Origin of the sequence: Kitasatospora sp. NPDC050463 (assembly GCF_040655255.1) — a bacterium.
Lineage (GTDB): Bacteria > Actinomycetota > Actinomycetes > Streptomycetales > Streptomycetaceae > Kitasatospora.
In genome coordinates this window covers 1-25,009 of the sequence record NZ_JBFAJO010000099.1, presented here as the reverse complement: position 1 = coordinate 25,009, position 25,009 = coordinate 1, and the positions used below count along the sequence as shown (strand labels likewise).

At 73.1% G+C, this 25,009-nt stretch carries 23 protein-coding genes and 1 pseudogene; 9 read left to right on the top strand and 15 right to left on the bottom strand.

Features of this window, described 5'->3' with window-relative positions:
* Nucleotides 1–91 precede the first annotated feature (91 nt).
* Nucleotides 92–379 (bottom strand): annotated as a pseudogene (locus tag AB0J08_RS36890) (nuclear transport factor 2 family protein); the annotation flags it as partial.
* Nucleotides 380–499: 120 nt separating this feature from the next.
* Between AB0J08_RS36890 and AB0J08_RS36885 the strand changes: the two are divergent.
* A complete protein-coding gene (locus AB0J08_RS36885) occupies nt 500–943 on the top strand; it encodes a MarR family winged helix-turn-helix transcriptional regulator (RefSeq protein WP_360642949.1) in 444 nt (147 codons plus the stop codon).
* A gap of 94 nt (nt 944–1,037) precedes the next feature.
* Here AB0J08_RS36885 and AB0J08_RS36880 read toward each other — a convergent pair whose 3' ends face one another.
* The 7 genes from AB0J08_RS36880 to AB0J08_RS36850 all read right to left on the bottom strand — a co-directional run bounded on the left by AB0J08_RS36880 (nt 1,038) and on the right by AB0J08_RS36850 (nt 9,985).
* Entirely contained in the window at nt 1,038–2,477 is a 1,440-nt protein-coding gene (locus AB0J08_RS36880; RefSeq protein WP_360642947.1) for an oxygenase MpaB family protein, read from the bottom strand.
* A gap of 77 nt (nt 2,478–2,554) precedes the next feature.
* Entirely contained in the window at nt 2,555–3,319 is a 765-nt protein-coding gene (gene uppS / locus AB0J08_RS36875) for a polyprenyl diphosphate synthase (protein WP_360642944.1), read from the bottom strand.
* A gap of 154 nt (nt 3,320–3,473) precedes the next feature.
* Nucleotides 3,474–5,606 carry a SpoIIE family protein phosphatase gene (locus AB0J08_RS36870; protein ID WP_360642941.1) on the bottom strand — a complete coding sequence of 711 codons (2,133 nt, stop codon included), beginning with the start codon at nt 5,604–5,606 and terminating at the stop codon, nt 3,474–3,476.
* A gap of 188 nt (nt 5,607–5,794) precedes the next feature.
* Nucleotides 5,795–6,100: a hypothetical protein gene (locus tag AB0J08_RS36865; RefSeq protein ID WP_360642937.1), complete on the bottom strand. Its 306-nt coding sequence runs from the start codon at nt 6,098–6,100 to the stop codon at nt 5,795–5,797.
* A 237-nt stretch (nt 6,101–6,337) separates the two neighbouring features.
* On the bottom strand, nt 6,338–7,561 hold the full coding sequence (locus AB0J08_RS36860) for a saccharopine dehydrogenase NADP-binding domain-containing protein (RefSeq protein ID WP_360642934.1): 1,224 nt from the start codon (nt 7,559–7,561) through the stop codon (nt 6,338–6,340).
* A gap of 179 nt (nt 7,562–7,740) precedes the next feature.
* Entirely contained in the window at nt 7,741–9,066 is a 1,326-nt protein-coding gene (locus AB0J08_RS36855; RefSeq protein ID WP_360642931.1) for an alpha/beta fold hydrolase, read from the bottom strand.
* Nucleotides 9,067–9,478: 412 nt separating this feature from the next.
* Nucleotides 9,479–9,985, bottom strand: coding sequence for a carboxymuconolactone decarboxylase family protein (locus AB0J08_RS36850; protein ID WP_360642928.1), 507 nt, complete (start codon nt 9,983–9,985; stop codon nt 9,479–9,481).
* A 256-nt stretch (nt 9,986–10,241) separates the two neighbouring features.
* Here AB0J08_RS36850 and AB0J08_RS36845 point away from each other — a divergent pair, with 256 nt between their 5' ends.
* Both AB0J08_RS36845 and AB0J08_RS36840 read left to right on the top strand, forming a co-directional pair.
* On the top strand, nt 10,242–11,672 hold the full coding sequence (locus AB0J08_RS36845) for an FAD-dependent oxidoreductase (RefSeq protein ID WP_360642925.1): 1,431 nt from the start codon (nt 10,242–10,244) through the stop codon (nt 11,670–11,672).
* A gap of 546 nt (nt 11,673–12,218) precedes the next feature.
* On the top strand, nt 12,219–12,518 hold the full coding sequence (locus AB0J08_RS36840) for a DUF4193 domain-containing protein (protein WP_360642922.1): 300 nt from the start codon (nt 12,219–12,221) through the stop codon (nt 12,516–12,518).
* A gap of 72 nt (nt 12,519–12,590) precedes the next feature.
* Here AB0J08_RS36840 and AB0J08_RS36835 read toward each other — a convergent pair whose 3' ends face one another.
* The gene (locus AB0J08_RS36835) at nt 12,591–13,028 is read right to left on the bottom strand and encodes a glutaredoxin domain-containing protein (protein WP_360642919.1); all 438 of its coding nucleotides are present in this window, start codon (nt 13,026–13,028) and stop codon (nt 12,591–12,593) included.
* 208 nt (nt 13,029–13,236) lie between these two features.
* On the opposite strand from AB0J08_RS36835, the gene AB0J08_RS36830 reads away from it, so the two are divergent.
* Nucleotides 13,237–13,596, top strand: coding sequence for a hypothetical protein (locus AB0J08_RS36830; protein ID WP_360642916.1), 360 nt, complete (start codon nt 13,237–13,239; stop codon nt 13,594–13,596).
* A 164-nt stretch (nt 13,597–13,760) separates the two neighbouring features.
* Here AB0J08_RS36830 and AB0J08_RS36825 read toward each other — a convergent pair whose 3' ends face one another.
* Both AB0J08_RS36825 and AB0J08_RS36820 read right to left on the bottom strand, forming a co-directional pair.
* Nucleotides 13,761–14,831, bottom strand: a complete 1,071-nt coding sequence (locus AB0J08_RS36825) for a CU044_5270 family protein (protein WP_360642912.1) — start codon at nt 14,829–14,831, stop codon at nt 13,761–13,763.
* Nucleotides 14,828–15,457, bottom strand: a complete 630-nt coding sequence (locus AB0J08_RS36820) for an RNA polymerase sigma factor (protein ID WP_360642909.1) — start codon at nt 15,455–15,457, stop codon at nt 14,828–14,830. Before AB0J08_RS36820 ends, AB0J08_RS36825 begins: the two co-directional genes overlap by 4 nt.
* A gap of 461 nt (nt 15,458–15,918) precedes the next feature.
* On the opposite strand from AB0J08_RS36820, the gene AB0J08_RS36815 reads away from it, so the two are divergent.
* From AB0J08_RS36815 to AB0J08_RS36800, 4 genes are all read left to right on the top strand, one after another.
* The gene (locus AB0J08_RS36815) at nt 15,919–16,905 is read left to right on the top strand and encodes a phospholipase (protein ID WP_360642906.1); all 987 of its coding nucleotides are present in this window, start codon (nt 15,919–15,921) and stop codon (nt 16,903–16,905) included.
* A 333-nt stretch (nt 16,906–17,238) separates the two neighbouring features.
* Nucleotides 17,239–17,979, top strand: a complete 741-nt coding sequence (locus tag AB0J08_RS36810; protein ID WP_360642903.1) for a class I SAM-dependent methyltransferase — start codon at nt 17,239–17,241, stop codon at nt 17,977–17,979.
* Between the two features lie 172 nt (nt 17,980–18,151).
* Complete coding sequence (locus AB0J08_RS36805) at nt 18,152–18,817, top strand: hypothetical protein (RefSeq protein ID WP_360642900.1); 666 nt, start codon at nt 18,152–18,154, stop codon at nt 18,815–18,817.
* A gap of 147 nt (nt 18,818–18,964) precedes the next feature.
* Nucleotides 18,965–19,582 (top strand): TOPRIM nucleotidyl transferase/hydrolase domain-containing protein, encoded by a 618-nt coding sequence (locus AB0J08_RS36800; RefSeq protein WP_360642897.1) that lies wholly within the window; start codon nt 18,965–18,967, stop codon nt 19,580–19,582.
* A gap of 199 nt (nt 19,583–19,781) precedes the next feature.
* On the opposite strand, the gene AB0J08_RS36795 is transcribed toward AB0J08_RS36800, so the two are convergent.
* The 3 genes from AB0J08_RS36795 to AB0J08_RS36785 all read right to left on the bottom strand — a co-directional run bounded on the left by AB0J08_RS36795 (nt 19,782) and on the right by AB0J08_RS36785 (nt 22,016).
* Complete coding sequence (locus AB0J08_RS36795; RefSeq protein WP_360642895.1) at nt 19,782–20,483, bottom strand: 2-phosphosulfolactate phosphatase; 702 nt, start codon at nt 20,481–20,483, stop codon at nt 19,782–19,784.
* 214 nt (nt 20,484–20,697) lie between these two features.
* On the bottom strand, nt 20,698–20,973 hold the full coding sequence (locus tag AB0J08_RS36790) for a hypothetical protein (RefSeq protein WP_360642892.1): 276 nt from the start codon (nt 20,971–20,973) through the stop codon (nt 20,698–20,700).
* 149 nt (nt 20,974–21,122) lie between these two features.
* The gene (locus AB0J08_RS36785; protein ID WP_360642889.1) at nt 21,123–22,016 is read right to left on the bottom strand and encodes a carbon-nitrogen hydrolase family protein; all 894 of its coding nucleotides are present in this window, start codon (nt 22,014–22,016) and stop codon (nt 21,123–21,125) included.
* A 471-nt stretch (nt 22,017–22,487) separates the two neighbouring features.
* Between AB0J08_RS36785 and AB0J08_RS36780 the strand changes: the two genes are divergently transcribed.
* A complete protein-coding gene (locus tag AB0J08_RS36780; RefSeq protein ID WP_360642886.1) occupies nt 22,488–23,465 on the top strand; it encodes an NAD(P)-dependent oxidoreductase in 978 nt (325 codons plus the stop codon).
* Between the two features lie 254 nt (nt 23,466–23,719).
* On the opposite strand, the gene AB0J08_RS36775 is transcribed toward AB0J08_RS36780, so the two are convergent.
* A partial coding sequence (locus AB0J08_RS36775; protein ID WP_360642883.1) for a hypothetical protein occupies nt 23,720–25,009 on the bottom strand: 1,290 nt, incomplete at its 5' end.

Sequence of the window (25,009 nt, the reverse complement as noted above, 5' to 3'; positions counted from 1 at the left end):
CGCCGCCCTGCGCGTACCTCATGCCCCAGGGCTACCGGATCCACAGCCCCACCGTCAGGCGAACAGCCCCGACATCACCCAATCAAGTTCAGTACACCTCCATCCGCACGGTGGAGCCGTCCGTCTTCGTGATGTGGGCGGTGTGCCGGTCGGCGTACTTGCTGCCGTCGTAGAGCTCTTCGTGGACCTCGACGGAGCCGTCGGCGACGACGGTGCGCAGGTGGGCGATGTGGTCGAGGAACTCGGCACGGTCGGCCCACTCGCCGTCCGTACGCTGGCGGTACTCGGGGGTGAAGTGACGGTCGGCGGCCTCGGGCACGGTGAGGTCACGGTTGAACAGGAGGTCGGTCAGGGCGGCCTCGATGCCGGTGCGGGTCATGGGACTACCTTTCGGGGTAGGGGAGTTCAGGAGGTGCGTGCGCTGCGCACGCTTCTCCTGAACTGTAGCACCCCATGCGTGCGTCGCGCACGCTAATCTGGTGGCATGACGTCTGGTGGCATGAACAACGAGGTGGGCAACGAGATCGCGGATGCGCTGGGCGTCCTGCTGCGGCGCACCACGCGCACGCGGCTGCACCAACGGCTGACCGAGGGCCTGGGCGACGAGCTGGACGAGCTGACGTACCCGGTGCTCAGCGCCCTGGCCCGGACGGGGTCGCGCAGCGCCGCCGACCTCGCACCGGAGGTCGGACTCGACCGCTCCGGCGTCACCCGCCGCGCGTCCCGCCTGGAGGAGGCCGGCCTGGTCCGCCGCGAGCCCGACCCGCGCGACCGGCGTGCGCAGCTGCTCGTCCTGACCGAGCAGGGCCACCGGGCCGTGGCGGAACTGCGCGAGCGCCTGGCCGCCCACATCACCGCGAGCCTGGCCGGCTGGCCGCCCGGCGAGGCCGAGGCGTTCGCCCGCAACCTGCACCGCTTCACCAGCGAAGGCCCGTTCGCGTAGCGGACCAGCCCCCCGGCCGACCGCTCGACGCCGGGCCGTCGAACACGCGGCCGCCCGGACGGCGGGGTGCCCCGGCCCCGGGCACCCCGCGGGATCAGGCCTGGGCGAGCAGCGGATCGAAGGCGCTGGAACGCTGACGGCCCGCCATGAAGGCGAGGAAGTCCTTGATGAACGCGGCCCGCGTGTACGTCCCGTCCGCGTCGAGCAGTTCGCGCCGGAAGCCGGTGCGGAACAGGGCACGGTACTCGTCCGCGTCGATGGTCTGGTTACCGTCGGCGTCGGTCACGTCGAACAGCACCTCGGCGACTCGGATCAGGGCCGGACCGGCGAGGGACGGGACCGCCTCCGCGTACTCCTGCCGGCTGATCCGGCCGTCGCCGTCCGTGTCGAGCGCCGACTGGAGCTCCCGCCACCATGCCGCACAGGCTGCGTAGAGCCTGGTCTCCTCCGGCTCGTCCAGGTCGAGTCGGCCGGACAGCTCACGTGCCATGGCCGCGAGGTCGGGCCAGTCCAGGTAACCGTTCCCGGTCTGGTCCAGTACGGCGTCGAAGAACTCCTCGGCGCCGCGCCGTCCCGCGTCGCCCTGCGCCGACCGCCCGGCCGACGCACCGGCGCCGGGCCGGTCGGACGCGTCCGGCAGGGGGGTGATCAGTCGCAGCAACGCACCGAACCGCTTCATCCCGTCGCCCACGGCGGCCAGTGTCCTGCCCCTGGGATCGTCGCTGTCGGGCGACAGCGAGAGCAGGTCGAGGAGGTTCTCGGTGGTGATCCAACCGTCCGGCAGCAGACGCGCCGCGCCCAGAGCCAGATAGGCGCCCTGGGTCAGCGCCTCGGCGCCGGGGAGCTCGGTCAGACCGGCCCGCCTGCGGAACGTCTCCGGCAGGGAGGCGACCGTGACCACGCCGATCGCCGGCCCGGCCAGCGCACGCCCGGCGGCCCACAACGTGGGCACGCCCTCCAGCAGGGGCGGCGCCGGAAGATGGTCGAAGAGGTGGTAGAGAATGGTGCGCAGCGCCTCGGTGTTCTCCAGCTCCTCCTCGACCACCCGGTCGTAGTACGGCCAGAAGTCCTTGAGGGACTCCGGGAGTTGACCGGGGAGGTCGCCCATCACCGCCTGGAAGGCCCGGAACTGCGCATACAGCTCCTCCATCGCGGCCTGGTCGAGCGGCCGCCCGCTCCAGCGGAACATGGTGACGGCGCTCTCGAACATCGTGGCGACCACCCAGGCGCGGGCTGCCGGGTCCATGGCGTCGTAGGGCCTGTTCGCGGCGTCGGTGCCGTTCAGTCGGGCGTGCATCCGGTTGAGCCGGGCCGCCTCCCGTTCCCGCGCCGGTTCGTCCGTGCCGGCCATGCGCTGGAGGCTGCGCAGGGTGTTGGTCATCCGTCGCCAGGGGTGCGTGACGAAGGTGGAGCTGTCGACCAGGGCCGCGCCGATCTGCGGGTGGGCGGCCTCCAGGACCGTCGCCCGGATCATCGCCGCCGCCCAGCACGGGTCGTCGAAGAGCCGGTGGAACCGCGTCCCCGGGCCGAACAGTGCTCCCGGCCGCGCGGCGGACTCGGGTTCCGGGGCGGTGCCCTCTGCGCCGCCCGGGTTGGTGCCGGTCGTCTGGGTCACGATCCGGGTTCTCCATTCGTGTCGGCCGCCACGCCGCCGAACCGGCGGTGACGTCGCTGATAGGTGTTCAGGCACTCCAGGAAGTGCGTGGCGCGGAAGTCGGGCCACAGCACCGACGGGAAGACCCACTCGGCATAGGCGACCTGCCAGAGCATGAAGTTGGAGATGCGCTGCTCCCCGGAGGTCCGGATGACCAGGTCCACGTCCGGCGTGTCGGGGAACGGCAGGTGGGCCGCGAAGCTGTCCTCGTCCACGGCCTCGGGCGCCGCGCCGCTGCGGATCAGCGAGCGCGCGGCCTCGACGATGTCCCGGCGCCCGCCGTGGTCGAAGGCCACGGTCAGCGTCATGCCCCGGTTGCGGCTGGTGAGCGTCGTCAGGTCCGCGAAGTCGCGGGCCAGTTCGGCCGGGATCCGCGCATCCGCGCCCCCGAGGAAGCGGCAGCGGATGCCCCGCGCGTGCAGCAGCGGCGCATGCTTGCGCACGACCCGGCGCACCAGGCACAGGAGGTAGTCGACCTCCTCGCCGGGGCGGCGCCAGTTCTCGGTGGAGAACGCGTACAGGCTGAGCCACCGGACGCCGGCCGACCGGGCCGCCTCGACGATGTCGATCACCGTCGCCTCGGCCGCCCGGTGACCGGAGGTGCGTGGCAGATCGCGCCGCGCCGCCCAGCGGCCGTTTCCGTCCATCACGCACGCGACATGACGCGGCGTCGCGTCCGTCCGCTCCCCGTCGGCCGACCGGGGCACGACCGGCCGGGGCACGACCGCTCCCGCGGGTGGGCTGGGACCCCCGAAGACCTGCTCGACCGCCACTGCCGCCCCTCCGCTCGCCACCGGCCCGCGGTCCCCGCGAACCCGTCAGCAGCGTGTCGGAGCCCGGCCCGGCGTGTCCGGAGTTCCGGGGATCTTCACCCGATCAGGTAACGCCGGGCCGCCCCGGCTCCCGCGACGCGCCGGCTTCCGTCGGGAGCTGCTGCTCGGTCCACAGGGTCTTGCCCTCGGCCGTGAAGCGGGTGCCCCAGAGCTGCGCGAGCTGGGAGACGATGAACAGTCCGCGCCCGCCCTCGTCGACCGTGCGGGCATGGCGCAGGTGCGGCGCCGCCAGGCTGTGGTCACGGACCTCGCAGGTGAGCATCCGGTCGTTGATCAGCCGCAGTTCCAGTGGCGGGGCCCCGTAGCGGATCGCGTTGGTGACCAGTTCGCTGACGATGAGTTCGGTGTTGAACGCCGTCTCCTCGTCCACCCGCCAGGCCTTCAGGCGGGCCCGGACGTGCCCCCGGGCGGTGGCGACGGCCGTCGGGGCGGCGTCCAGCTGCCAGACGGCGACCCGGTCGGCGGGGAAGGCACGGGCGCGGGCGAGCAGGAGCATCGCCTCGTGCCGCCGGTCGCTCGCGTGCAGCAGGTAGAGGACGTCGTCGCACAGCTCCCGCAGCGGGCGATCGGTACCGGCCCGCACCCCCCGGAGGGCCGCGGGGATGCCGGTCGGCGCCTCGTCGACGTCCGGGACGCCGGCGAGGACCAGGATGCCGCCCTCCGGGAGCTCGAAGGTGGTGGCGGCGAACGGCGTGCCGTCCGCCCCGCCCAGCGGCGGGCCCGCCGGGATGTCGGGGACGTCGACGCTCCCGTCGGGACGGACCACCACGGGCCCCGGTTGGCCACCGGCCCGCGCCACCGTGCAGCTGTGGGTCAGCGGGTCGTGGACGACGTACACACAGGTCGCCGCCAGCGCCTCGCGGTGCAGCGGATCGGTCGGCGGGAGCGAGGCCCGTTCGGCGGCCAGGAAGCGGGACGCCTCGTGCAGGCGGGTCAGGAGCTCGTCGGGTTCGAGGTCGAAGGCGGCCAGCGAATGGATGACCGTGCGCAGCTGCCCCATGGCGGCGGTGGCGTCGATGCCCGTCCCGGCGACGTCGCCGACGACCAGCGCGGTACGGGCGCTGGACAGCGCGAGGGTGTCGTACCACCCGCCGCTGCCCGAGGGACTCAGGGGCGCGACGGCGGTCTCCAGCGCGACGTGCGAGACGAGGCGCCGGGGAAGCAGATGTCGCTCCAGGGTCGCCGCGATGGCGTGCTCGCGCGTGTAGCGGCGGGCGTTGTCGATGCACAGCGCTGCGTGGTCGGCGAGTTGGCGCGCCACCGCGAGGTCGTCCGCGCGGAACGCGGGCGTCGGTGCGGTGCGGTACAGGCTGACCAGGCCGAGCACGGTGCCGCGCAGGGCGAGCGGCGCGGTGATCAGCGTGTGGGCCCCGGAGGTGCGGATCGCCTCGGCGCGCGCCGGGGCGGCCGCCAGCCAGGACGGGTCCGCGCCGAGGGCGACCCTCCGGGGCTGCAGGTCCGCCAGGGAGAGGGCGAACGGGGTCGGCGCGGGAAGCGCGCGGACGTCTCCGACCGGGTGCGCCTGCGGCGGGTGCTCACCCGCGCTGCTCCGGAACGCGAGTCGGCGCAGCGGGACGTCGTTGGGGAGCGGAGCGAACGGAGGGTCCTCACCGCGCACCACCGCGTCCACCACCTCCACGACCGCGATGTCCGCGAAATCGGGCACCAGCACGTCCACCAGCTCCTGGCAGGTCACCACGGTGTCCAGGGTCCGCCCCACGCTCCGGTGGACGGCCTCCAGCAGCGCCATGCCGGAGCGGGCCCGCTCGCGGTCGGTGACGTCGACCACCGAGATGGCGAGCCCGAGCACCCGGTCGTGCCGGTCGGCCAGGCGGAAGGCCGAGATCGAGTGGAGGTGTTCGTCCTCCGGGGCCTGCTGAGGGCGGACCCGGATGATGCGGTCAAGGACGGGGACGCCGGTCTCCAGCACTCCGCGGGCCACCGCCTCGGCCTCGGCCGGGTCCGCCAGGTCGTACACCTCGGGGAAGCGGTGGCCGAGGAAGTCCTCCGCGCGGAACCCCCGCATGGCGGGCGTGGCCGTGTTGATCCGGACCACCCGCAGCTCGGTGTCGAGCACGTGCAGGCCCACCGGTGACAGCGTGAGCAGGGCGTCCAGCAGGGCCTGCTCGGCCTCGTTCACCGGACCGGAGTCCGCGTCGTGCTCGCCTCGCGTCACCGACCGTCGCCCTCCTGGGGGTGGGTTCGCCGCTCGCCGACCGCCGAGGGCCCGCACTTCAAGGTGTATCGCCCCGCGCCGGACTCCGCGACTCGCCCGACCGGAGGCCCCGACCGGAGGCCCCGACCGCGCCGGCGCCCAGCCGGCCGCGCGACCGGGGAGGGCGTGTCACCGCGTCTCCGCCGGGGTCACCCCTTCGGCTGGGGGACCTCCCCGGAGCCGCCCACCCGGAGTCCGGCCTTGCTCAGCGATCGCAGCGCCACGAGCAGGAAAGCGATGTCGTCCAGCAGGACGGGGTCGGGCAGCAGGTCCACGGGGCTGACCAGGTAGACGATCGACGCCCAGAACAGGACCTTCTTCGACATCGGGACGCCGGACGCCCCCAGCAGCCGCCGGGCCCGGACCAGCTTGACCACCAGGACGGCCGCCACCGCCAGGGTGGCCAGCACGAGGCCTCCGCCGATCACCCACCAGAACACGCTCGTGCCGTCCATCCGAACCACCTTCCACTCGAAGCCGACCCGGGAGCCTGCCCCGCTCTCGGCAGACCGCGCGCGCCCGGGCGACGTCGACCCTCTCCTCGACGATACGGGCACCGCCGGGCCGACGGCGGCCCCACCGTTCTCGGGCACGCCCCGCCGCACGAGTACCCGCCGTACGAGCACCGGGGGGCGTCCCGTCGCGACGGCGTTCCGCGCGGGCGCCGTCCGGCCGATCCGGCCGGACCGGACCTACCGCCGGCCCGGGGCCGTGGTCGGCGGGGCGTCCAGGACGGTGAAGCGCAGACCCGCAGCGATCAGGCGGTCGATCAGCACGGTGCCCATCGCCACCGCCGGCGTGACCTGGCCGGCGGTGGCCGGCAGGTCGTCGAAGGCGAGGCTGAGCGCCGACTCGGCGAGCATCTTGGCGGTCTCGGTGTAGCCCGGGTCGCCGCCGGACACCTCGGTGAAGAGCCGGCGCCCGGGGCCGGCCTCGCCGACGAAGCGGACGGTGAACCACGAGGCGGCGCGCTGCTCGGGGCTGGGCCCGACGCCGGGCTTGCGCAGGCCGGTCAGCGTCCGCCGCAGTGGCGGCAACTGCGCGGCGAGCGCCAGCAGGACGAGGCCGGCGCCACCGGCCAGCAGCACCGGCAGCCGCCGGACGGCCGCGTAGTGGCCGTAGCGGAAGGCGGTGCCGTAGTCGGACCGCGCCGCGGCCGAACGGGCGACCACCAGCGGATCGATGGTGGGCAGCGGCACCGCCCAGGCGCGGGCCTCGGCCGAGTGCCGGGGAGGGCCGGCCTCGGCGCTGATCCTGCGGTCGGCCGGCCAGGGGTCGGCGGCGCGGCGCTGCCGGGCCGCCCGCGCGGCCGCGCCGCGACGGGACAGCACGGTCAGCGCCGAGGCGAAGGTGCCACCGGACGGCATCCCGCCGGCCCAGACGAAGCCCCGCACCGACACCGCGGAACCGTCCGGCAGGACACCGAGCTCGCGCATCCGCTCCAGGGTGAACAGCACCCCCAGGTCGTGCGGCACGGAGTCGAAGCCGCAGGAGTGCACCAGCCGGGCACCGGTCTCGACGGCCCGGCGGTGATGCAGCAGGTACATCCGGTCGACGAACTCGGGCTCGCCGGTCAGGTCGAGGTAGTCGGTGCCGGCGTCCGCGCAGGCGGCGACCAGCGGCTCACCGTGGTGGAGATAGGGGCCGACGGTGGAGACCACCACCCGGGCGGCGGTCGCCACCTCCCGCAGAGAGGCGGGATCGGCGGCGTCCGCGGCCAGCAGGGGGAGGTGGGCGCAGCCGGGGTTCAGGGTCGCGAGGTGCGCCCGAAGCGCCTCCAGCTTGGCGCGGTTGCGGCCGGCCAGCGCCCAGCGACAGTCGGCCGGCGCGTGCCGGGCCAGGTACTCGGCGGTCAGCGCGCCGGTGAAGCCCGTGGCGCCGAACAGGACCAGGTCGTGCGGGCGTTCGGCGTCCATGAGGAATCCCTACCGGCTGGTAATGACGGAGCGCCTCACGCTAGGGACCGGGCGGCCCCGGCGTCAACCACCGCCGGCCGCCGACGTTCGGCGCGGCTCCGACCGGGGCGCGCCCGCGCCGGGGCCGCCGGTGCTGCGACGGCCGGTGCTGCGACTGCGGGCCGCAGCACCGGCGGCCGTCAGCTGATCAGTCCGGTCCGCCGGGCGAGCCACGGGATCTCGCGCTCGAAGGCGGTACCGAAGACGGTCCACCCGTGGCCGCCCGGGACCAGCTCGAACGTGGCGGTCATCCCGGCTTCGATAACGGCCGTCCGGACATTCTCCAGCTGGGGTCGGAACTCGTCGTCGTCCTCGCCGACCAGCATCGCGATGGCCGTGTCCGGGAACTTCCGGCCGGCCATCACCTGGAGGGGGTCGACCGCGTCGAAGCTGGCGCTGTCCCCGCCGTAGGCCTCCTCGATGGTCTCTTCCCGGGTCCCCAGGGTGGGCTCGTCCTGGCCGGAGATGTCGAGCACGGTGCTGAAGTGGTCGGGGTCGTTGACCGCCATCTGAAGTGCGCAGGTCCCTCCCATCGACGCCCCGCCGACCGCCCACGAGTCCCGGCCCGTGGCCGTCTGGAGGTTCTGGTGGATCCAGTCGGGAACGTCGACCGTCAAATAGGTGTACGTCTGGGCGATGCGCGAATCCAGGCAGAGCGTGTTGTTCCAGGTCGAACCGAGCTGGTCCGCCATGACCACGATCGGAGCGAGCCCGCCGTGCTCGGCCGCGAAGTCGTCCAGTCGCTCGTTCACCCGCCCCCCGAACACCCAGTCACCCGGTGCCCCCGGCTGCCCGGAGAGCAGGATCAGCACCGGCAGCAGCGGCCGCGGAGTGGCCTCGTAGGCGGGTGGGAGGTAGATGTACGCGTCGCGCGCGTCGAAGCCGGACTGGGTCCCCGGGATCGGCACCTCCCGGATGCTGCCCTTGGCCGGCAGGCCCGCCGGAGGCACCCAGACCTCGGCCAGGGGCCGCCCGGGCGGAGCGCTCGTCGTCAGCGCCACGGGAGGTGGGATGGACCGCTCGGTCCGGGTCAGCCAGGGCGCGAGCGCGATCCGGCCGGTGGGGAACTGTCCGAATCCGATGTTGACCTGCACGACGGCCATCAGCGCCACCAGCGCGCCGAGGCCGATCGCGAGCAGCCGGCGCCGCCAGGTCAGACCGCTCATCCGGTGGACGACGAGCGAGAGTCCCAGCAGGGCGACCCCCGTCCAGCCGACGACCTCCGGGGGGATCCCCCCGGGGAAGGGGAACCACCAGTCGTCGACCACGAAGGTGAGCACGGCGAGCAGCGCCGCGGCCGTGCACACGGCGGACGGCAACCGGACCCTCCACCAGCTGCGGCCGCGACCGACCGCGAGCACGAGCAGCGCGGCCCAGCCCGTCACGAGGACGACGTACGGGAGCGGGCCGGTGGTGAGCGGCCAGTCGATGGGATTCCAGGGGGCGGCGAACGTGGATGCTGTCATGCGGCTGTGTGCCCGGTCGGGCTCCGCACCGTGCGATCACCGACGACAGTGCTGACCCGAGTCCCTTGTCGCCGCCCGGCCCGGCCCGGACGAACCCCCGGCGTGCTCAGCGGCTCGACAACGATTGCTCCGGGAAGTCCTTCCGGTCGGATGGGCGAGGTGGGTTCTTCCCGTGCACGGCAGCGAGCCGTGCACCGGACATGTACGCCGTACACGACCGGCCTTGACACGCGGTCGGAACCGCGAGCCGGCCGGGCGACGGCACCCCACCAACCTACCGGGGCCCCGACGTCGTCGACGGGGCGGGTGGACGGCTACCGCCGGTACCGCAGCCGCCGCGGCCGGCTGACGGCGCCGCAGGTGACGGGCGTGCCCGTTCGGATCCCGAACGGGCACGCCCGCGGCGGCCGCGCTACGCCCAGGGGTCGCTGAACGACCGGCCCGGCACCGGCTTGGCGACGAGCGCCACCGCGATGAAGAAGTTCACCTGTCCGATCGCGAACATCAGGGTGGCGAGCGCCCTGGCGTCGTAGTGCTCGGACACCCGGGCGTAGAGCTCGTCGGACACCCTCTCACCGTGGGCGGACGGCTGGAGAACGGCCTCCACCAGGGCCAGCGCGGCCCGCTCGGCACCGGTGAAGTACGGCGAGTCCTGCCAGGACGCCACCGAGGTGATCCGCTCCTCGGACTCGCCGGCCTTGCGCAGGAAGCCGGTGTGCAGCACGGTCAGGTAGGTGCTGGCGACGATCTGGCCGGCACGCAGCTGGACCAGGCTGATCGTGCCGCGCGGCACCGAGCCGTTGCCGGTGGCCCGGAACAGCGCCGCCGACACCTCCGCCAGCTCGGGGACGAGCTGCGCCGGGTCCTCGGACATCCGCGGAACCATCGGTACCTCTGTCGTGATCGAACGCGTTTCCATGGCCATCTCCCAGAAGGTCTGTGCGGTTACCGTCATCCCTCCGACGGATGGCGACCGGAAAGTGTGACAGGGCCCGGAGAACCCGCCCGGCGCGTCGATCGGCGACGGCCCGCTCCACGGGCGAACCGCTCCGGCGTGCGGCGGGTCGCGAAGGGGGCGTGCGGAAGCAGTGGACCGCCTTCCCCTGGTCACCGGTCCCGGTGGCGCTGCACCCTGGTGCGGAAGACGGGCAGCCGGCCGTCGGAGGAGGGGCTCGATGGGAACGCGTACGCACGGGTCTGACGGCCGTTGGGAAAGGGCCGTGGTCATCGGCGGCGGATACGGCGGTCTCGTGACGGCCCGCGTACTCACCGGCTGCTTCCGCGAGGTCGTCATCCTGGAGCGGGACCAGGTGGACGAGGACACCGGCGTCCACCCGCACGCCCCGCAGGGCAACCACGCCCACGCGATGCTGGCCAAGGGCGCGGAGGTCCTGGAGACGCTCTTCCCCGGCCTGCGCGCAGAGCTGCTCGACCTCGGTGCGCCGGTCTACGACTACGGGGAACGGATGAGCTTCCTCCAGCCGGCCGGCTACGCCCCGCGGCACCGGACCGGCGTGCTGATCCAGTCGTTCACCCGGGACGAGCTGGAACGCCGCCTGCGGAAGAGGGTACTGGCGCTGCCCGGCGTGACACTCCTGGCCTCGGCACGGTGCGAGGGACTGGTGACGGAGCGGCCCGGCGTCGTGACCGCAGTGGTGTACCGCGCGGCCGGGTCCGCGGAACCGAGCCGGCTGGCGGCGGACCTGGTGGTCGACGCCTCGGGGCGCGCCGGCGGCCTGGACCGCCGGCTCGAAGCGCTGGGCGTGAGCGTGCCCGAGCCGCGCGTGGTGAAGGCGAAGATCACGTACACCTCGATGAACTTCGCCAGGCCGGAGCAGGACCGTCCGGACTTCGACGCCGCCTACCAGATGACGTTCGCGCCGGACGTCCCGCGCGGGGGCGTCATCCTGGCCGTCGAGCGGAACCGCTGGACGTGCTCGCTGTTCGGCTTCGACGAGCAGGTGCCGCCGACCGACGACCAGGGCTACCTCGACTTCGCCCGCAGTCTGGCGAACCCCCGGCTGGCCGAGGCCATCGAGCACCGCACCCGCCCGGAGCCCACCCACCGGTACGTCAACGCCGACAATCGGTGGAGCCGGTACCACCGGATCAAGGCCTGGCCCGAACGCCTGCTCGCCATCGGCGACTCGGTCTGCGTGTTCAACCCGGTGTACGGCCAGGGGCTCACCGTGGCGGCACTGGAGGCCCGGCTCCTGCACCGCATGCTGACCGCACGCCGGACCGCCGGTGAGGGGCTGGACGGCCTGAGCCGCGGGTACCAGCGCCGGGTCGCGCGTCTGCTGCTCGTTCCCTGGACCCTGTCGAGCAATTCGGACCTGATGTGGAACCCCCACGAACGTCCGGTCTCGGCCAGGATCGCCCACTGGTACAACACGCAGGTCTTCGCGGTGGCCGTGGACGACCCGCAGGTGTGGTCCCGGTTCGCCAGGGTGGCCAACATGGTCGCACCGCCCAGCCTGCTCTTCCGGCCCTCGGTCCTGGTGAAGGTCCTCGGCGCGGCGCTGCGCCGCCGCACCCCGCCGCCGGCGCGTGCGGGCACTCCGGCACCGGGGCCGGCGGATCCGCTCTCCCCCGGAACGCGCTGACCCGGCAGCCCGGCCGGCGCAGCCGCGGCACCTGCGCCACGCGGAGCCCGGTACGGGCTCGTCGCGCCCACCCGGGGCGGAAGCCGCCCGTCACCCTGCGGGTAGCCGGGGGCACCCTGGGCGGCGGGTACCCTGGGGCACCCTGGGGGGTGACCGGCCGGCGGGTGGCCGGGGCCGTCCTGCGGATGCTCGGCCTGCGGCGGGTAGCCGGCGCCCGGCCGCGGGTCGCACGAGCCCTGCGGGAAGCCGGCACCGGACTCGGACGTGACCGGACTCGGACGTGACCGGACTCGAGAGCGCGGCGGCAGGAAGCGGGCGGACTTCATGGCATGATCGACAACCGCATCGGACGCGCGTGGTACCACCTGCCACCACCGTCCCCCACCTCGACCGCCCCGATCGTCCTCGCACCTCTCCGCCCTGCCCCCACCAGGCCGCCGACCTCCCGAGGGCCGGGGAACACCCCCTGCCCCTCGGACCACCGCAGCCACCACCAGGCACGTCGCACACGACGTAAACTTCAACCACGACGACAAGGGAACAGCTGTGGCAACCGACTATGACGCCCCCCGCAAGACCGACGACGACGGGTCGCACGACAGCATCGAGGAGCTGAAGACCCGCCGCACCGACACCTCCAACGCCGCCATCGACGCCGTCGACCAGCTCGAATCGGCTGACGGCGTGGAACTGCCCGGCGCCGACCTCTCGGGCGAGGAGCTCACGGTCACCGTGCAGCCCATGCAGTCCGACGAATTCACCTGCGTGAACTGCTTCCTCGTCCACCACCGCAGCCGTCTCTCGCGCATGAAGAACGGCCAGCCCATCTGCCTCGACTGCGACTGACCAGCGGCGGACCGCCCCGCCGCCCGTCGGCGCGGGAACCTCACGGCGCCGCGCCGACGGGCGGCGCCCCGCTCACGCGGGAGGCGCGAGCTGGTCACGTACCCATCCGGGATCGGGGTTCACATGCGGCCGGCCCGCCACGAGGACGGTCGGCACGGTCTCGTCGCCGCCGTTGGCCGCCCGCACCACGGCGGCTCCGGCCGGGTCACGCCAGATGTCGACCCAGTGCAACTCGCGGGCGCGACGGCCCATCCGGATGCGCAGGCGGAGGCAGTACCTGCAGCTCGGCCGCCAGAAGACCACCGGCCGGCCGTCGACCGCGCTGCGGCGCTGTGCCTCCGGCGCACCGATCGACCTCGGGAAGACCAGGGGCGAGTGCACGGCCGCGAGCAGCACGAAGAGCAGCAGGAGTACCGCGGCCGTACCGGGGTCTCCCCTGAGGATCAGCCCCGCCCCGACGGCGGAACCGCACAGCACGAGCAGTATCGGCAGGACCCAGGCACGCATCATGAGGATGAAGGCTAGCGACGAGCGGGACACTCCCGCGCACCGGACCGCCGCCGACCGGCTCCGGCCTGCGGGCCGGGATCCGGGGCGCCTGGAGCACCTGACCCCCGGGGCGGTACGGCGACGACACCGGGCACCTCGCGGCCGCGGACGTTGGTCCGGATGCCACCGTGCGGGTGCGGCGGACCGATCCGGCGGCCACGTTGAGGAGATGGACACCGTCGTCGTTCTTGAGCTGGACATCCCGACCAACATTCGGATTCTCGGACCCGACCACATGCCGGCGGACCCGGAGAACCCGGTGCGCCGCGTGCACGCCGCCCCCCTGGAACCGTCGGGTGCCTGCGGCCCCCTCACCCTGTGCGGACTGGACACGAGCGAGATGACCCTCGCCCCGTATCGGCTCGCCGACACCGACGAGCCGACACTTCGATCGCACTGGCACGCGTGCAGCACCTGCCGGACCGCCCGACGGTCCCCCGCACCCACCGCCACCGCACCCACCACCGCCGAGCCCGCCGCGGACGCCCGCACGCACAGCGCTCAGGCGGCGGAAACCGCAACACGCTGACCAGCCGCGCCGGCCCTGACGGGTCGTTCGCACGGCTCTCCCGCCCGGGGACAGGCGCTCACCGGAGCGGATCCGGCAGCACCGGCCCGCACCCGCGTGGTCGGACCGGACCGGAGCCGGCTCGGTCCGGACGGCGGGTGCGGGGCGGTCGGATCGCGGCGGGCTCAGCTCACGGGCTCGTCCCCCGGTCGGTCGACGATGCCCGCCCGCAGGACGGCTGTGGCGAAGTCGTAGCCCTTTCCGCTCCCGGCACCCGGCGACGGGCTGCCCACGGGCGGGAGGCCGTCGGGGCCGCCGGGCGGGAGGTCCGTGAGCAGCACCTGCCGTACGCCGAGGAACGCGCCGCTCCTCGTGTCGAAGATGAGCGACACCCGCATGGTGCCGTTGGTGCCGACCACGGCGACGCCGTGGCGTCCCGCCGCGTCCACCTCGTCGGCCACCACCGCGGTACCCGGGATCTTCGCGGCCGCCTCCATCAGCGCGCCCGCGACGGCCGGGGGCGCCGTCACGTTCTGGAAGATCTTCTGGACGTCCCAGAACGCGAGCTGGTTGCGCATCTCCTTCGTCGACGTCCCGACCACCTCCTTGGAGCGGTCCGCGGCAAGGAGCTGCTCCAGGAGCTGCTGCGGATCGGTGGGCAGCGAGGCGACGAACTCGTAGGTCGGAACGTAGAAGCTCGCCTTCGTCGGCGCGCCGGTAGCGGTCCCCAGCGCCGCGGGCCAGGTGACCCGACCGTTGCCGTCCGCGCCGGACATCGTCGGGTCCGCGATCAGGCCGCTGGACCGGCCGTCGACCGGCATCCAGGTGGTCCGCTCGTGCTTCGACTGGCGCGCCCCGTCGGTGATCTCCCGCTGGTAGGTGAACTGGGCGTTCCCGGCGCCCGGGTCCGGACGGCTCGCGGCGGCCTTCGCGGCCCGGCTCAGCAGACCGGCGGCATCCGTCGGCTCCGGCGCGGGAGTGGCCGAAACCGTCGGGTCCGGCGCGGGCGTTGCCGAAACCGTCGGCTCCGCGGTCGCCGAGGCGGCGGGAACGGCCGGGCCGTGGGAGTCGGCGTGCCGCCCCGGGCCGACCACGGTCACGGCGGCCACCGCGGCGATCGCCAGCGGCGGAGCGATCCACCAGACCTGCCTCCGCCGCGACCGCGGCGCCGACGTCTCTGCGGTGATCTCACTCATCAGATGCTCCCTCAAGAACCGGTGGCGGTCGGCGGTGAGCATCTCGGGTGTGTCGTTCATCGGATCTCCCCCTGCATCGACCGGGCGGCGCGAAAGCCGCTCTCCCCTACCTGTCCGGGAACGGCAGCGGGTTCCCGACGTTCCACCAGGTCCTTCTCGACGAGCGAACGCAGTCGGGCACGGGCCCGCGAGAGGCGGGAGCGCACCGTCCCGACCGGGATGCCGAGAGCCTCGGCGGCCGACGCGTAGTCGAGCCCCACCCAGACGCAGAGTCTGAACACCTCGCGCTCGCTCCGACGCAGGGCGGGCAGCGCGCGCCGCACCGCCGCCAGCTCCGCGCCGGCGTCGATGCGGGCGACCAGTTCCTCCGCGAAGTCGTCCACCGGCTCGTGCTCACCCAACCGTTCCAAGGCCGCCCGGTGCCGCCGGGCCGCCCGCGCGGTGTTGCGCAGCACGTTGGTGGCGATCCCGAACACCCAGGGCCGCAGGCCTTCGTCGCCCTCATGCAGCTTCGCGCGCAGCCGCCAGGCCTCCAGAAAGGTCATCGACACCGCGTCCTCGGCCGCCGCACGGTCCCCCAGGGCCCGCAGCGCGTACGCGTAGACGGCCTGGGCGTGCGCGTCGAAGAGCTCCCCCATGGCATTGCGATCCCCCGCGCGCAACCGCGCCCGTTGTGACTGTTCCATGCCGTTCCCTGTCCGGACGCCCCACCGGGTTCCCCGTGATCCCCCTCACACGCCGCGCGGTCCGGCTGGGCGCGCCGCCGGAAGGCGCCGCCGAGGGATGACAGCGGCCGGGACTCGGGGCAGGAGGATCCCCGGTCCCGGCCGTGGGAGGCTCGGCCGCCGGGGAGAGCGGCCGTGCTGCTCAGCGGCCCGTCGATGGGGGTGGTGGGGCTGCTGTGACCGGAATGCTAGACCCGCCCCGGCCGCTGTGAAAAGGCCTGCGACCTGGTCTTCTTCGGACGCAGACATGTCACGCCACCTATTCGCCGGCCACCCGTGCCGTTGGTGCCGGCACAGCTCATTGGTGTACGAAGTTGGCCGAGAAGGCACTCCCGCTCGTATTGTCATGTGCGCGATGATCGGCCGGATCCCCTGGTGGAAACGGAATCGAATCCCGTGTGGAACGAAGGAAGAGAGAACACATGCGTCTGCCCGTTCGCCGTTCCCTCGGTGTCCTGGCCGCGGCCGCGGCCGCGCTGGTCGCCACGGCCGTACCCGCCACGGCCGCACCCGCCACCACTTCGGTGGCGGCCGACCAGCGTCAACCGATCTACGCCATCGCGCACCGCGTCGACACCCTGGACGGTGTGGACGCCGCGCTCACCCATGGCGCCAACAGCATCGAGATCGATGTCTGCGCCTGGTGGAATCCGAACGAATGGCGGGCCTATCACGACTGTTCATCGGCCGGTGACAACCGGCTGGGCCCCAGCCTCGACAGCATGATCGACCGCATCCTCGCCAACGCGCACGCCGGGCGCCGGCTGGCACTGGTCTGGCTGGACATCAAGGACCCGAACTACTGCGGGGAGCAGCAGAACCGCGGGTGCAGCGTCGCCGGACTGCGCGACAGGGCGCAGCGGCTGACCGCTGCCGGGATCCAGGTGCTCTACGGCTTCTACGAGTACCACGGCGGCAGCACCCCGGACATCGGCGGCAGGGGCTGGAAGAGCCTGGAAGGCAGGCTCGGCAGCCTGGAGGGCATCACCACGACCGGGACCCGCGATCAGGTCCGGAGCGCCTTCGACCGGTCCGGTTCCGCGATCCCGGCCGGTCACCGGGCGATGGACTACGGCGACAGCGACATCACCAAGGGATTCGGCAACTGCACGGAACCCACGTACAACACGTGCGCGGAACTGAAGAAGGGCGCCGGGGACCGAGCCGCGGGACAGCTCGCGGCCACGCTGTCCTGGACGACCACCTACAACGACCCGTGGTACGTCGACAAACTGCTGGGCGACGCGCGTGTGGACGGCATCATCGCGGGCTACGGCAGCTTCACCGGAGTGCGCGAGTACGACGACAGCTGGCAGTGCGCCAACGCCATCGGCCTGGTCCGTGACTGGGTGGGCCGCCACAGCACCACCCATCGCATGGCCACCGCCGGCGACCGCCTGTTCAGGTAGCGGAACCGCCCCGGCCACGGGGTCCGTACGTTCCGTACCCCCGTACCCCCGTACCCCAGTACCCCCGTACCCCCGCGGCCCCGTGGCCTCCTCGGGCCGACGGCCGGGATCCTGGGCCGGCAGTCGGGAGCCGTCGGCCGGGTCCTCACATGGTCGACACCTCCGGCACCGGACCGACGATCGATACGAACGTCAGAGCCGCACCAGCCGGCAGCCGCAGCAGGTTTGTGGCTTCCGCCAGTACGACGCCCCCGCCGGCGAGAGGCAGACTTCCCGCCAGAGCCGCGGCCTGTTCCGAAGGCCGACGCCAAGGACAGCAGGGGGAGCAGCACGATGAGTGGTCAGCTGTACGACGAGATCGGCGAGGCGTTCGAGGGTTTCAAGACCCTCCCCCTCGCGCGCTACGCGGAGGTACCCGGCTTCCTCGCCCTCGTCGGCGACGTGAACGGCAGGTCGGTCCTCGACCTGGCTTCCGGAACCGGCTTCTACAGCCGGGAGTTCAAGCGCCGCGGCGCATCCCACGTCCTCGGCGTCGACATCTCCTCCGCGATGGTCGAGGCGGCACAGGCGCTGGAGGACGGCGACCCGCTGGGCGTGCACTACGAGATCGGCGACGTCGCCGAGCTGCGCACCTTCGAGCAGCCCTTCGACATCGCTGTCGCGGTCCAGTTGTTCAACTACGCCGAGGACGTCGCCACCATCGAGCGGATGTGCCGCACCATCCGCCGCAGCATCGCGGACGGGGCCGAGTTCTTCGTCTTCACGCAGAACCCGGACTACCGTTTCGACGGGCCGTCGCTGGCCAAGTACGGCTTCCTGTGCGAGTCGCTCGGCGAGGAGACCGAGATCGGGCCGCGGGTGAGGATCACCGCGCTCCTCGACCCGCCGATCTCGTTCGTCGCGAACCCGCCCAGCCGTGAAGTCCTCGAGAAGTGTCTGCGGGCGGCCGGATTCAGCGAGGTGACCTGGGTTCCCCTGGAGATCTCCGCCGCCGGCGTGCGCGAGTACGGCAAGGAGTTCTGGGACGACTACGGCGTCAATCCCCCGCTGACGATGCTGCGCTGCCGCGCCTGATCCGAGTGGCCCGTCCCCGGTCCGGCCGGGAACGGGCCGCCGGGCGGGCGCCGTCCGGCGGGCGGCCGCCGGACTCGACCGGCGCGGACGACGCGTCAGAAGCACGAGCCGATCATGTGGTTTGATGTCCGCTGCTGATCTTCAAGATGAAGAACGAGACGGGGGCAGGACGATGGACAGGCCGAAGCGGCACGGGCGCGATCTCGCACTGGCGGGGATGGTCGCCGCACTCGCCCTGGGGACGGGCGCGTGCGGTTCCGACGGCGGCGGGGCGGCGTTCCGGGCCGGGGTGGTGCTGTCGGAGCCGGACCAGGTGCGGGACGCGCTGCCCGGCCAGGCCACGCTCCCCACGGGGTGGCGGCTCGCCTCCAGCGCGAAGCCGCCGCAGGTCATCGAGCAGGCCGAGGCGTCCAGCACCTGCCGGAAGAAGCTGGCGATCAGCTGCTCCGGTCTCCAGCTGGGCGGCACCGTCCGGTACGAGCTGGCCGCCAACACCGACAACGACATCCGCTTCACCATGCTGACCTTCGACAGCGTGGAGAACGCCGGGCCCGCCTTCGACGCGATGGTGTCGTCGCTGGAGAAGAGCGACGACAACGTGCGCCGGATCAGCGTCAAGGCGGCCGCCGAACAGTCCCAGGGCTTCGAGCGGCCCGCCGAGTCGAGCGACTCCGCGGGTGGGGTCGTCGCCTCGGCCATGGCCTTGCGCGTCGGCACCGTCGTGGTCCTGATCGAACTCGACGAGGACGAGCGCGACCACAAGACGCTGCAGCAGTTCACCGCGCTCCAGACGGAGCGGATCAAGCGGGTCCAGCAAGGTACGAACCCGGACGCCTGACACGCCCACGACCTGCCCTCACGGCCTCCCGTCGGCCCGCCCGACGGGAGGCCGCGGCCTTCGGACAAGGCCGTGCCCGTCGGACGAAGCCGTGGCCCCTCGGATAATGCCGTGCGGCGCATGGCCGAACGGGCGCAAGATCCTCCCATGACGGACATGCGAGCGTTCCGGGATGCGGTCACCGACTGGGCGGCGGGCAGCCCCGGCGGGCCGGCGAACGAGCTGGCCGTGCGCCTGCGCGTGCGGACCGCGGTGCTGCTGGAAGGGCCGAGCGACGTCGCGGCCGTCGAGGCGCTGGCCGCGCGCTACGGTCGGGACCTCCCCGCCGAGGGGGTGTGCGTCCTGTCCATGGGCGGGGCGATGAACGTCGGCCGCTACGTCAGCCTCCTCGGGCCCCCGGGGTTGGGCCTGCGCCTCGCCGGGCTCTGCGACGAGGGCGAGCAGCGCTTCTACGACCGCGGTCTCGACCGGGCCCGCGCGCCGCGGGAGGGGTTCTTCGTGTGTGTGGCGGACCTGGAGGACGAACTCATCCGCGCGCTGGGCGTGCCACGGGTCGAGGAGATCGTCCAGGCCGAGGGCGACCTCCCCGCCTGGCAGACCTTGGTCCAACAGCCCGCGCACCGAGGCCGGCTCCCGCACCAACAGATGCGGCGCTTCCTCGGCACGAAGAAGGGCCGCAAGATCCGCTACGGCCACCTCCTGGCCGAGGCCCTCGAATCCGAACAGGTACCCGCCCCCCTCCACGATCTGCTCGCACACCTGTGACCGGAGCGCCGGTCGCCGGACTCGGTCGCCGGACTACGGCGGCGGACTCGGTCGTCGGACTACGGCGGCGGACTCGGTCGTCGGACTCGGTCGGTCTCGGGCCCGCTCCGGCGACGGCCTCTGCGCGCGGCACGCCCCGCCGGCGGAACCCGGCGGGAACGCTCGCTGCCCGCAGGACGGAAGGAGACCTCACCAGCTGTCAGACCAGGTCCTCGTCGGCCGGCGAAGGCACCGCGTGCGGACGCAGGACCATGAGCGGGCCCTCCGAGGTCGCCACCATGGCAAAGGGGAAGCGGTCGACCTCGCAACAGAGCGCGACGTCATCGGGATGGACTCCCTGGCGCACCCCCTCCGCCAGTTCGGTCGCGGCGCGCGACTCGGCGGCGCGGCGGAGGAACTCGGCGGGATCCGTCCCGGTCCCGGCGGCCCTCCGGGCGATGTACTGAGCACACGCCAGATCTTCGTCGGCCCGCCCGTCCTCGCCGGTGACCACGAACGTGACACCGGCGCTCCTGCGCGCCCGCAGGAGCCGAGCCGTCGCCTCCGCCACCACGAAGCCGGCGCACAGCACCAGCGACGCCTCCTTGACCGCGAGGGCGCCGACCGTTCCGGCCGTGGTCTTCTGCACGACGGTCCGTCCGCCGAGGTCGACGGACCGGAGCAGGCCCGGCGAGTTGACCAGGTCGAACCCGGGCGCGGGCGGCCCGTCCTTGAGCGCGACCCAGTCCGGGTGACGGGTCTTCAGTGCCAGGGCTTCGTCCAGCGACTCAGCAAGAACGATCTTCTCCGCCCCCTGGGCGAAGGCCCAGGCGGCCACGGTGAAGGCACGCATGACGTCGACCACGACCGCCACGGACGGAACGTCGACCAGCTCGGGGATGCCAAGAAAACGAGTCTCCATTCCAGTCATGATCGCGCAGGTCCGACCCGAGGCAGCCGGAGCGTGAGGCACGTCACATCGACGGTCTCGGCTGGCACCTCCGGCTGACTGCGTCGCACAAGCGGCCCGCGACGGCGGATCGCTCGATCTGACCGGCACGAAGCCCCGCACCCGCTGACGGCGAACGGGCCCCGGCCCGACGCCGGACCGGCGGCCGGATGCCGCGCACGCCCGTTCAGGGCAGGCGGTCGTTCGGCCCGGATGTCCGGACGGAGCCGCCCGGGAGCAGTTCGTCGGCGCGGTGGGCGACCTCGTGGTGCAGGGCGTCGCGGACGGCGGTGTGGATCACCGCCTCCCGCCGCCCGGCCAGCGTGATCGGCAGTCGGATGTCGACCTCGTCGGGCAACGGCCTTCGTAACCTGGCCCGTTCGGCGAGGAAGGCCGGCAACACGCCGACGCCGGCGCCCAGCCGGGTGGCTTCGAGCTGGGCGAAGACGTTCGTCGTGCCCACCGTCGACCAGATTCGGGACCTCTACGCCCGGATCGACGCCTGCGCCTGAGGAGGGCCGACGAAGCGGCCCGCCGGCCCGCCACCGGAGGAGGCTTCCGGGGCGGGCTTCCGGGGCGGTTTCCGGCGCGGGCTTCAGAAAGGCGCGGGCTTCAGAAGGCCGTGCGGGTGTCGCTGCGGGTGTCGCCGACCGGGATCCGCTCGTCGTAGAGCCCGGCTCGCGCCGAGCGGCGCCACGGGCGGGCGTGACGGACGGCCATCTCGATGTCCCCGTCCCGCGAGTCGAGGTCGATGTCCGCGACCGCCAGGCCGGGACGTCCGTCCGCGGGGCAGCGCGCCAGCCACCGTCCACCGGGGGCCACGATCCCGGACGGCACCGTGGTACTGAACTGCGCCGGGAGCGAGTAGCCGAGCCAGTAGTTGTGGAGTGTCCCGTACGCCTGGGCGACGCGGGCCCGGGGCGCGTCGTCGACCATCACCGACAGCAGGACGCAGTCGACGTCCAGGCGCTCGTACTCGGCGAACACCTCAGGGAAATTGGCTTCGATGCACAGCGCGAAGCCGAACCGGATGCCGTCCACCGCGAGGACGAGCGGCTGCTGCCCAGGGGAATACAGGTAGGACACCTCGGTGTGCGACAGGAACCGCTTGTCGTACCGTGCGACCAGCCGGCCTTGATCGGAGACGACGTAGAGGCTGTTGTGGGGCCGGTTCGGCGCTGTGAGGGGGTGGATCGATCCGAACACGGTCCACAGGCCGAGCTCGCCCGCCGAGGCGGTGATCGCCTCCGCTTCCTCGCGCAGGACGTCCCAGGCGGCACGGCTCCAGTCGGCCGGAGCCGGTTCGCCGGACGGGCCGACCGCCATCACGCGCTTGCTCGGGTAGGTGATCGCCCCCTCGGGGAACTGCACCAGCCGCGCCCCCGCCCCGGCGGCCTCGGCCATCAGGGCCCGGATCTCCTGCCCGGCCGCCCGGAGCGCTCCTCGATCCGTGGGGTCTTCCGGCACCGTGCTCTGCGCGACCGCCAACCGCAATGTCCTTGCCACACCGTGGACGGTACGGCACGTCGGGATGCCCGGCCAGCCCCTGGTGGGCCCCGTCCGCCCTGCTCGTGGTCATCTGAACGCCCTTGATACCGGGGCACCTTGGCCGGCCCCGACGGCCCCCGGGAGTTCGGACGAGCCGAGCGTCGGCGCATCCGTGTGCTGCGGCGATGAGCGATGAGCGATCGGCGGGCGGCGGTCGCACGGGGTGGGGTCTGGGGTGGTTCACCGGCGCAAATTCTTCGGTGCTGGATGGTGAGCGACCGTCACTTCGGGCGGTCGTGGCCGCAAGATATCCCGTCACCCGTCACAGGCCGCCCCGAACCACAGGCCCGGCGGCGTCCCGGTGGCGGCGGACGGGGCCGAGGAAGCAGCCGGAGGCTCCCGGGGCCGACCCTTAGGCTGGCGAACGCGGCGCCGCCGGGAGTGCGACCGTGCCGAGTGAGCAGCGAGCAGCGAGCAGAGGAGCCAGGCATGAAGAGTCGCAGGGTGGTTGTGACGGGGGCGACCTTCCCGGAGCAGGTGGTGCGGGAGCTGGAGGCCGGCGGGTTCACCGTCGAGTCGCTCCCCGGTGACCTGGACGAGGACGAGGTGGTCCAGGCGCTGAAGGGCGCCTGGGGCTATGTGCTGGGCGGGTCGGAACTCATGTCCAGGCGAGCCTGGGAGCAGTTGCCGGACCTCGCGGTGGCCTGCTTCATGGGCACCGGCTACGGCTCCTTCATGGAGCTGCCGGAGGGCGGTTCGCCGACCCGGTTCAGCTGCACCCCGCACGCCAACGCGGTGGCCGTCGCGGAGTTCACCGTCGCCCAGATGCTCGACCTGGTCCGCGGCGTCACCCGCCGGGTGGCGGGCGTGCAGGCCGGCGCATGGAGCGAGGACGCGACCCCGTCGCTGGTCGGCGCCCGGCTCGGGGTGGCCGGCATGGGACACATCGGCCGCGAGGTGGCCCGGATGGCGCACGCCGCGTTCGGGATGGAGGTCCTGTACTGGAACCGCACCCACCGCCCGGAGCTGGACGAACTGCCCTACACCGCGGTCGCCTCGCTGGACGAGCTGTTCGAGGCCGCCGACGTGGTGACGCTGCACTTCCCCCACCTGCCCGGGAGCAACGACGGGGTGATCGGCACGGAACAACTGACCGCGCTCGGCCCCGACGGCTTCCTGATCAACACGGCCCGCGCCGCCCTCGTCGACCCGGTGGCGCTGCGCACCGCGCTGGCCGAGGGCGGCATCGCCGGTGCCTCGATCGACGGCTACTACACCGAACCGACCCCGGACCCGGCCGAAGACCCGTACGGACTGCTGGAGTTCGTGCCGGCTCGGCTGCTGGTCACACCCCACTGCGCCTACCTGAGCACCCAGGCGATCCGGCGGATGGCCGACATGGCGGCCGAGAACCTGCTCGCCGTGGCCCGCGGGGACGAACCGCCGTACGCGGTGACGGTCGGCTAGGAGCGTGCCCCGGTAACGGGTGACCGGTCGGCCGACGTCTCTCCGCCGGTGTCTGAAAGCCCGTGGTCAAGGTCCTGCCGGCGTCATGTGCGGCCCGGCAGGACCGGCGACGGCCCTGCGGCCCGTCCGGTCGCCGCCCCCTGGACGGCGGAGCCCGGCGGTGGCCGCGGCACCTACGGACCTGCCGGGCGGCGGAACCCGGTGGGCCGGCAGTGCAGCCGCCCACCCGTGGGCCGGGGGCGCGCCACGGCCGGTCAGCGCCTGCGCCAGAGCGTCCAGCCCTGCGCCCGGTCCACCTTCTCCACGTACCACTCGGCGGGGTGCTCCGGCCAGTATCCGTCCGGGGCCTTGCCCTCCGGCGCCGGCGGGGTGACCAGCGTCGTCGCCTCCGGCGGGACGGGCTGCCAGCGCGGGTCCCGGTACCAGACCCGGCCCTGGTAGACCTCGAAGGCCTGGGCGTTGCGCAGGCCTCCGTCCAGGTCCCAGGCGAACACCACCTTGTCCGTGGGCTTGATCCCGGCGGACTTGGTGAAGCCCGTCGCGAGCGGCTTGCGCCAGTTCGAGTGCGGGTAGGCGACCTGCTCGGTGATGGTGGCGGTGGCGAACCCGGCGAACAGCGCGAGCGAGAGGCCGACCGCCCAGAGCACCCGGCGCCCGCCGGCGACCAGGAGCAGCACCACCGCGCCCAGGATGACGAAGGCGGCGGCGGAGGAGCGCATGACGTTCAGCCGCATCCAGTCGGCGGCCAGGAAGGTGACGTCGGGCAGGGCCCAGCCGATGAACAGCTTGGTGGTGAGCGCCGAGCCGGCGGACCAGACCACCAGCTTGCCGAGGATCAGGGTCAGCCCGACCGTGGCGGCCGCCGCGTAGCCCAGGCCGCGGCGGCCGGCGCGGCAGAGGACGGTGACGCCGGCGACGAAGGCCACCGGGACCAGGAACGAGAGGTAGCGGGCGTAGACCCAGTCGTCGATCCGCCCGTCGTCCGGCAGCGCGGCGGCCGAGGCGAGCGCGGTACCGACGAGCAGGGCCACCATCACGCCGCCGACGATCCGGAGCGGGCGCGGGAAGCGGCCGCTGAAGAGCGCGAACACGCAGACGACGACCGCCAGGCCGCCGATCCCCCAGGTCGAGACGGTGAAGTACCAGATCTGGCCGGCCGTTCTGGTCAGCGTCATCTGAGTCTTGTCGGGGTCGGTGAGCCCCTTCCACAGGAACCCGCCGACGTCGCTCGCCCCCACGGTGAACTGCGCCTCGAGCCACCGGTCCAGCAGTGTGGAGCCGAGCACGCCCGCGCCGAGCACGCCCAGGCCCGCCGCGGTCGTCCGCCAGGGGGCCCAGCGCAGTGCCAGCACGCCGACGAACACCACAGCGGTGAGGGCGACCACGACCCCGCCGCGGTCGTGGGTGGCCATCGAGTAGGCGGCGGCCGCGCCGGTGCCGGCCGCGTAGCAGTAGCGGTGCCTGACCGGGCCGTCGCTGAGCCAGCCGTGCATGCAGAGCAGCCAGGACAGGATCAGCACCGGCAGGACGGTGTCCGACATGAC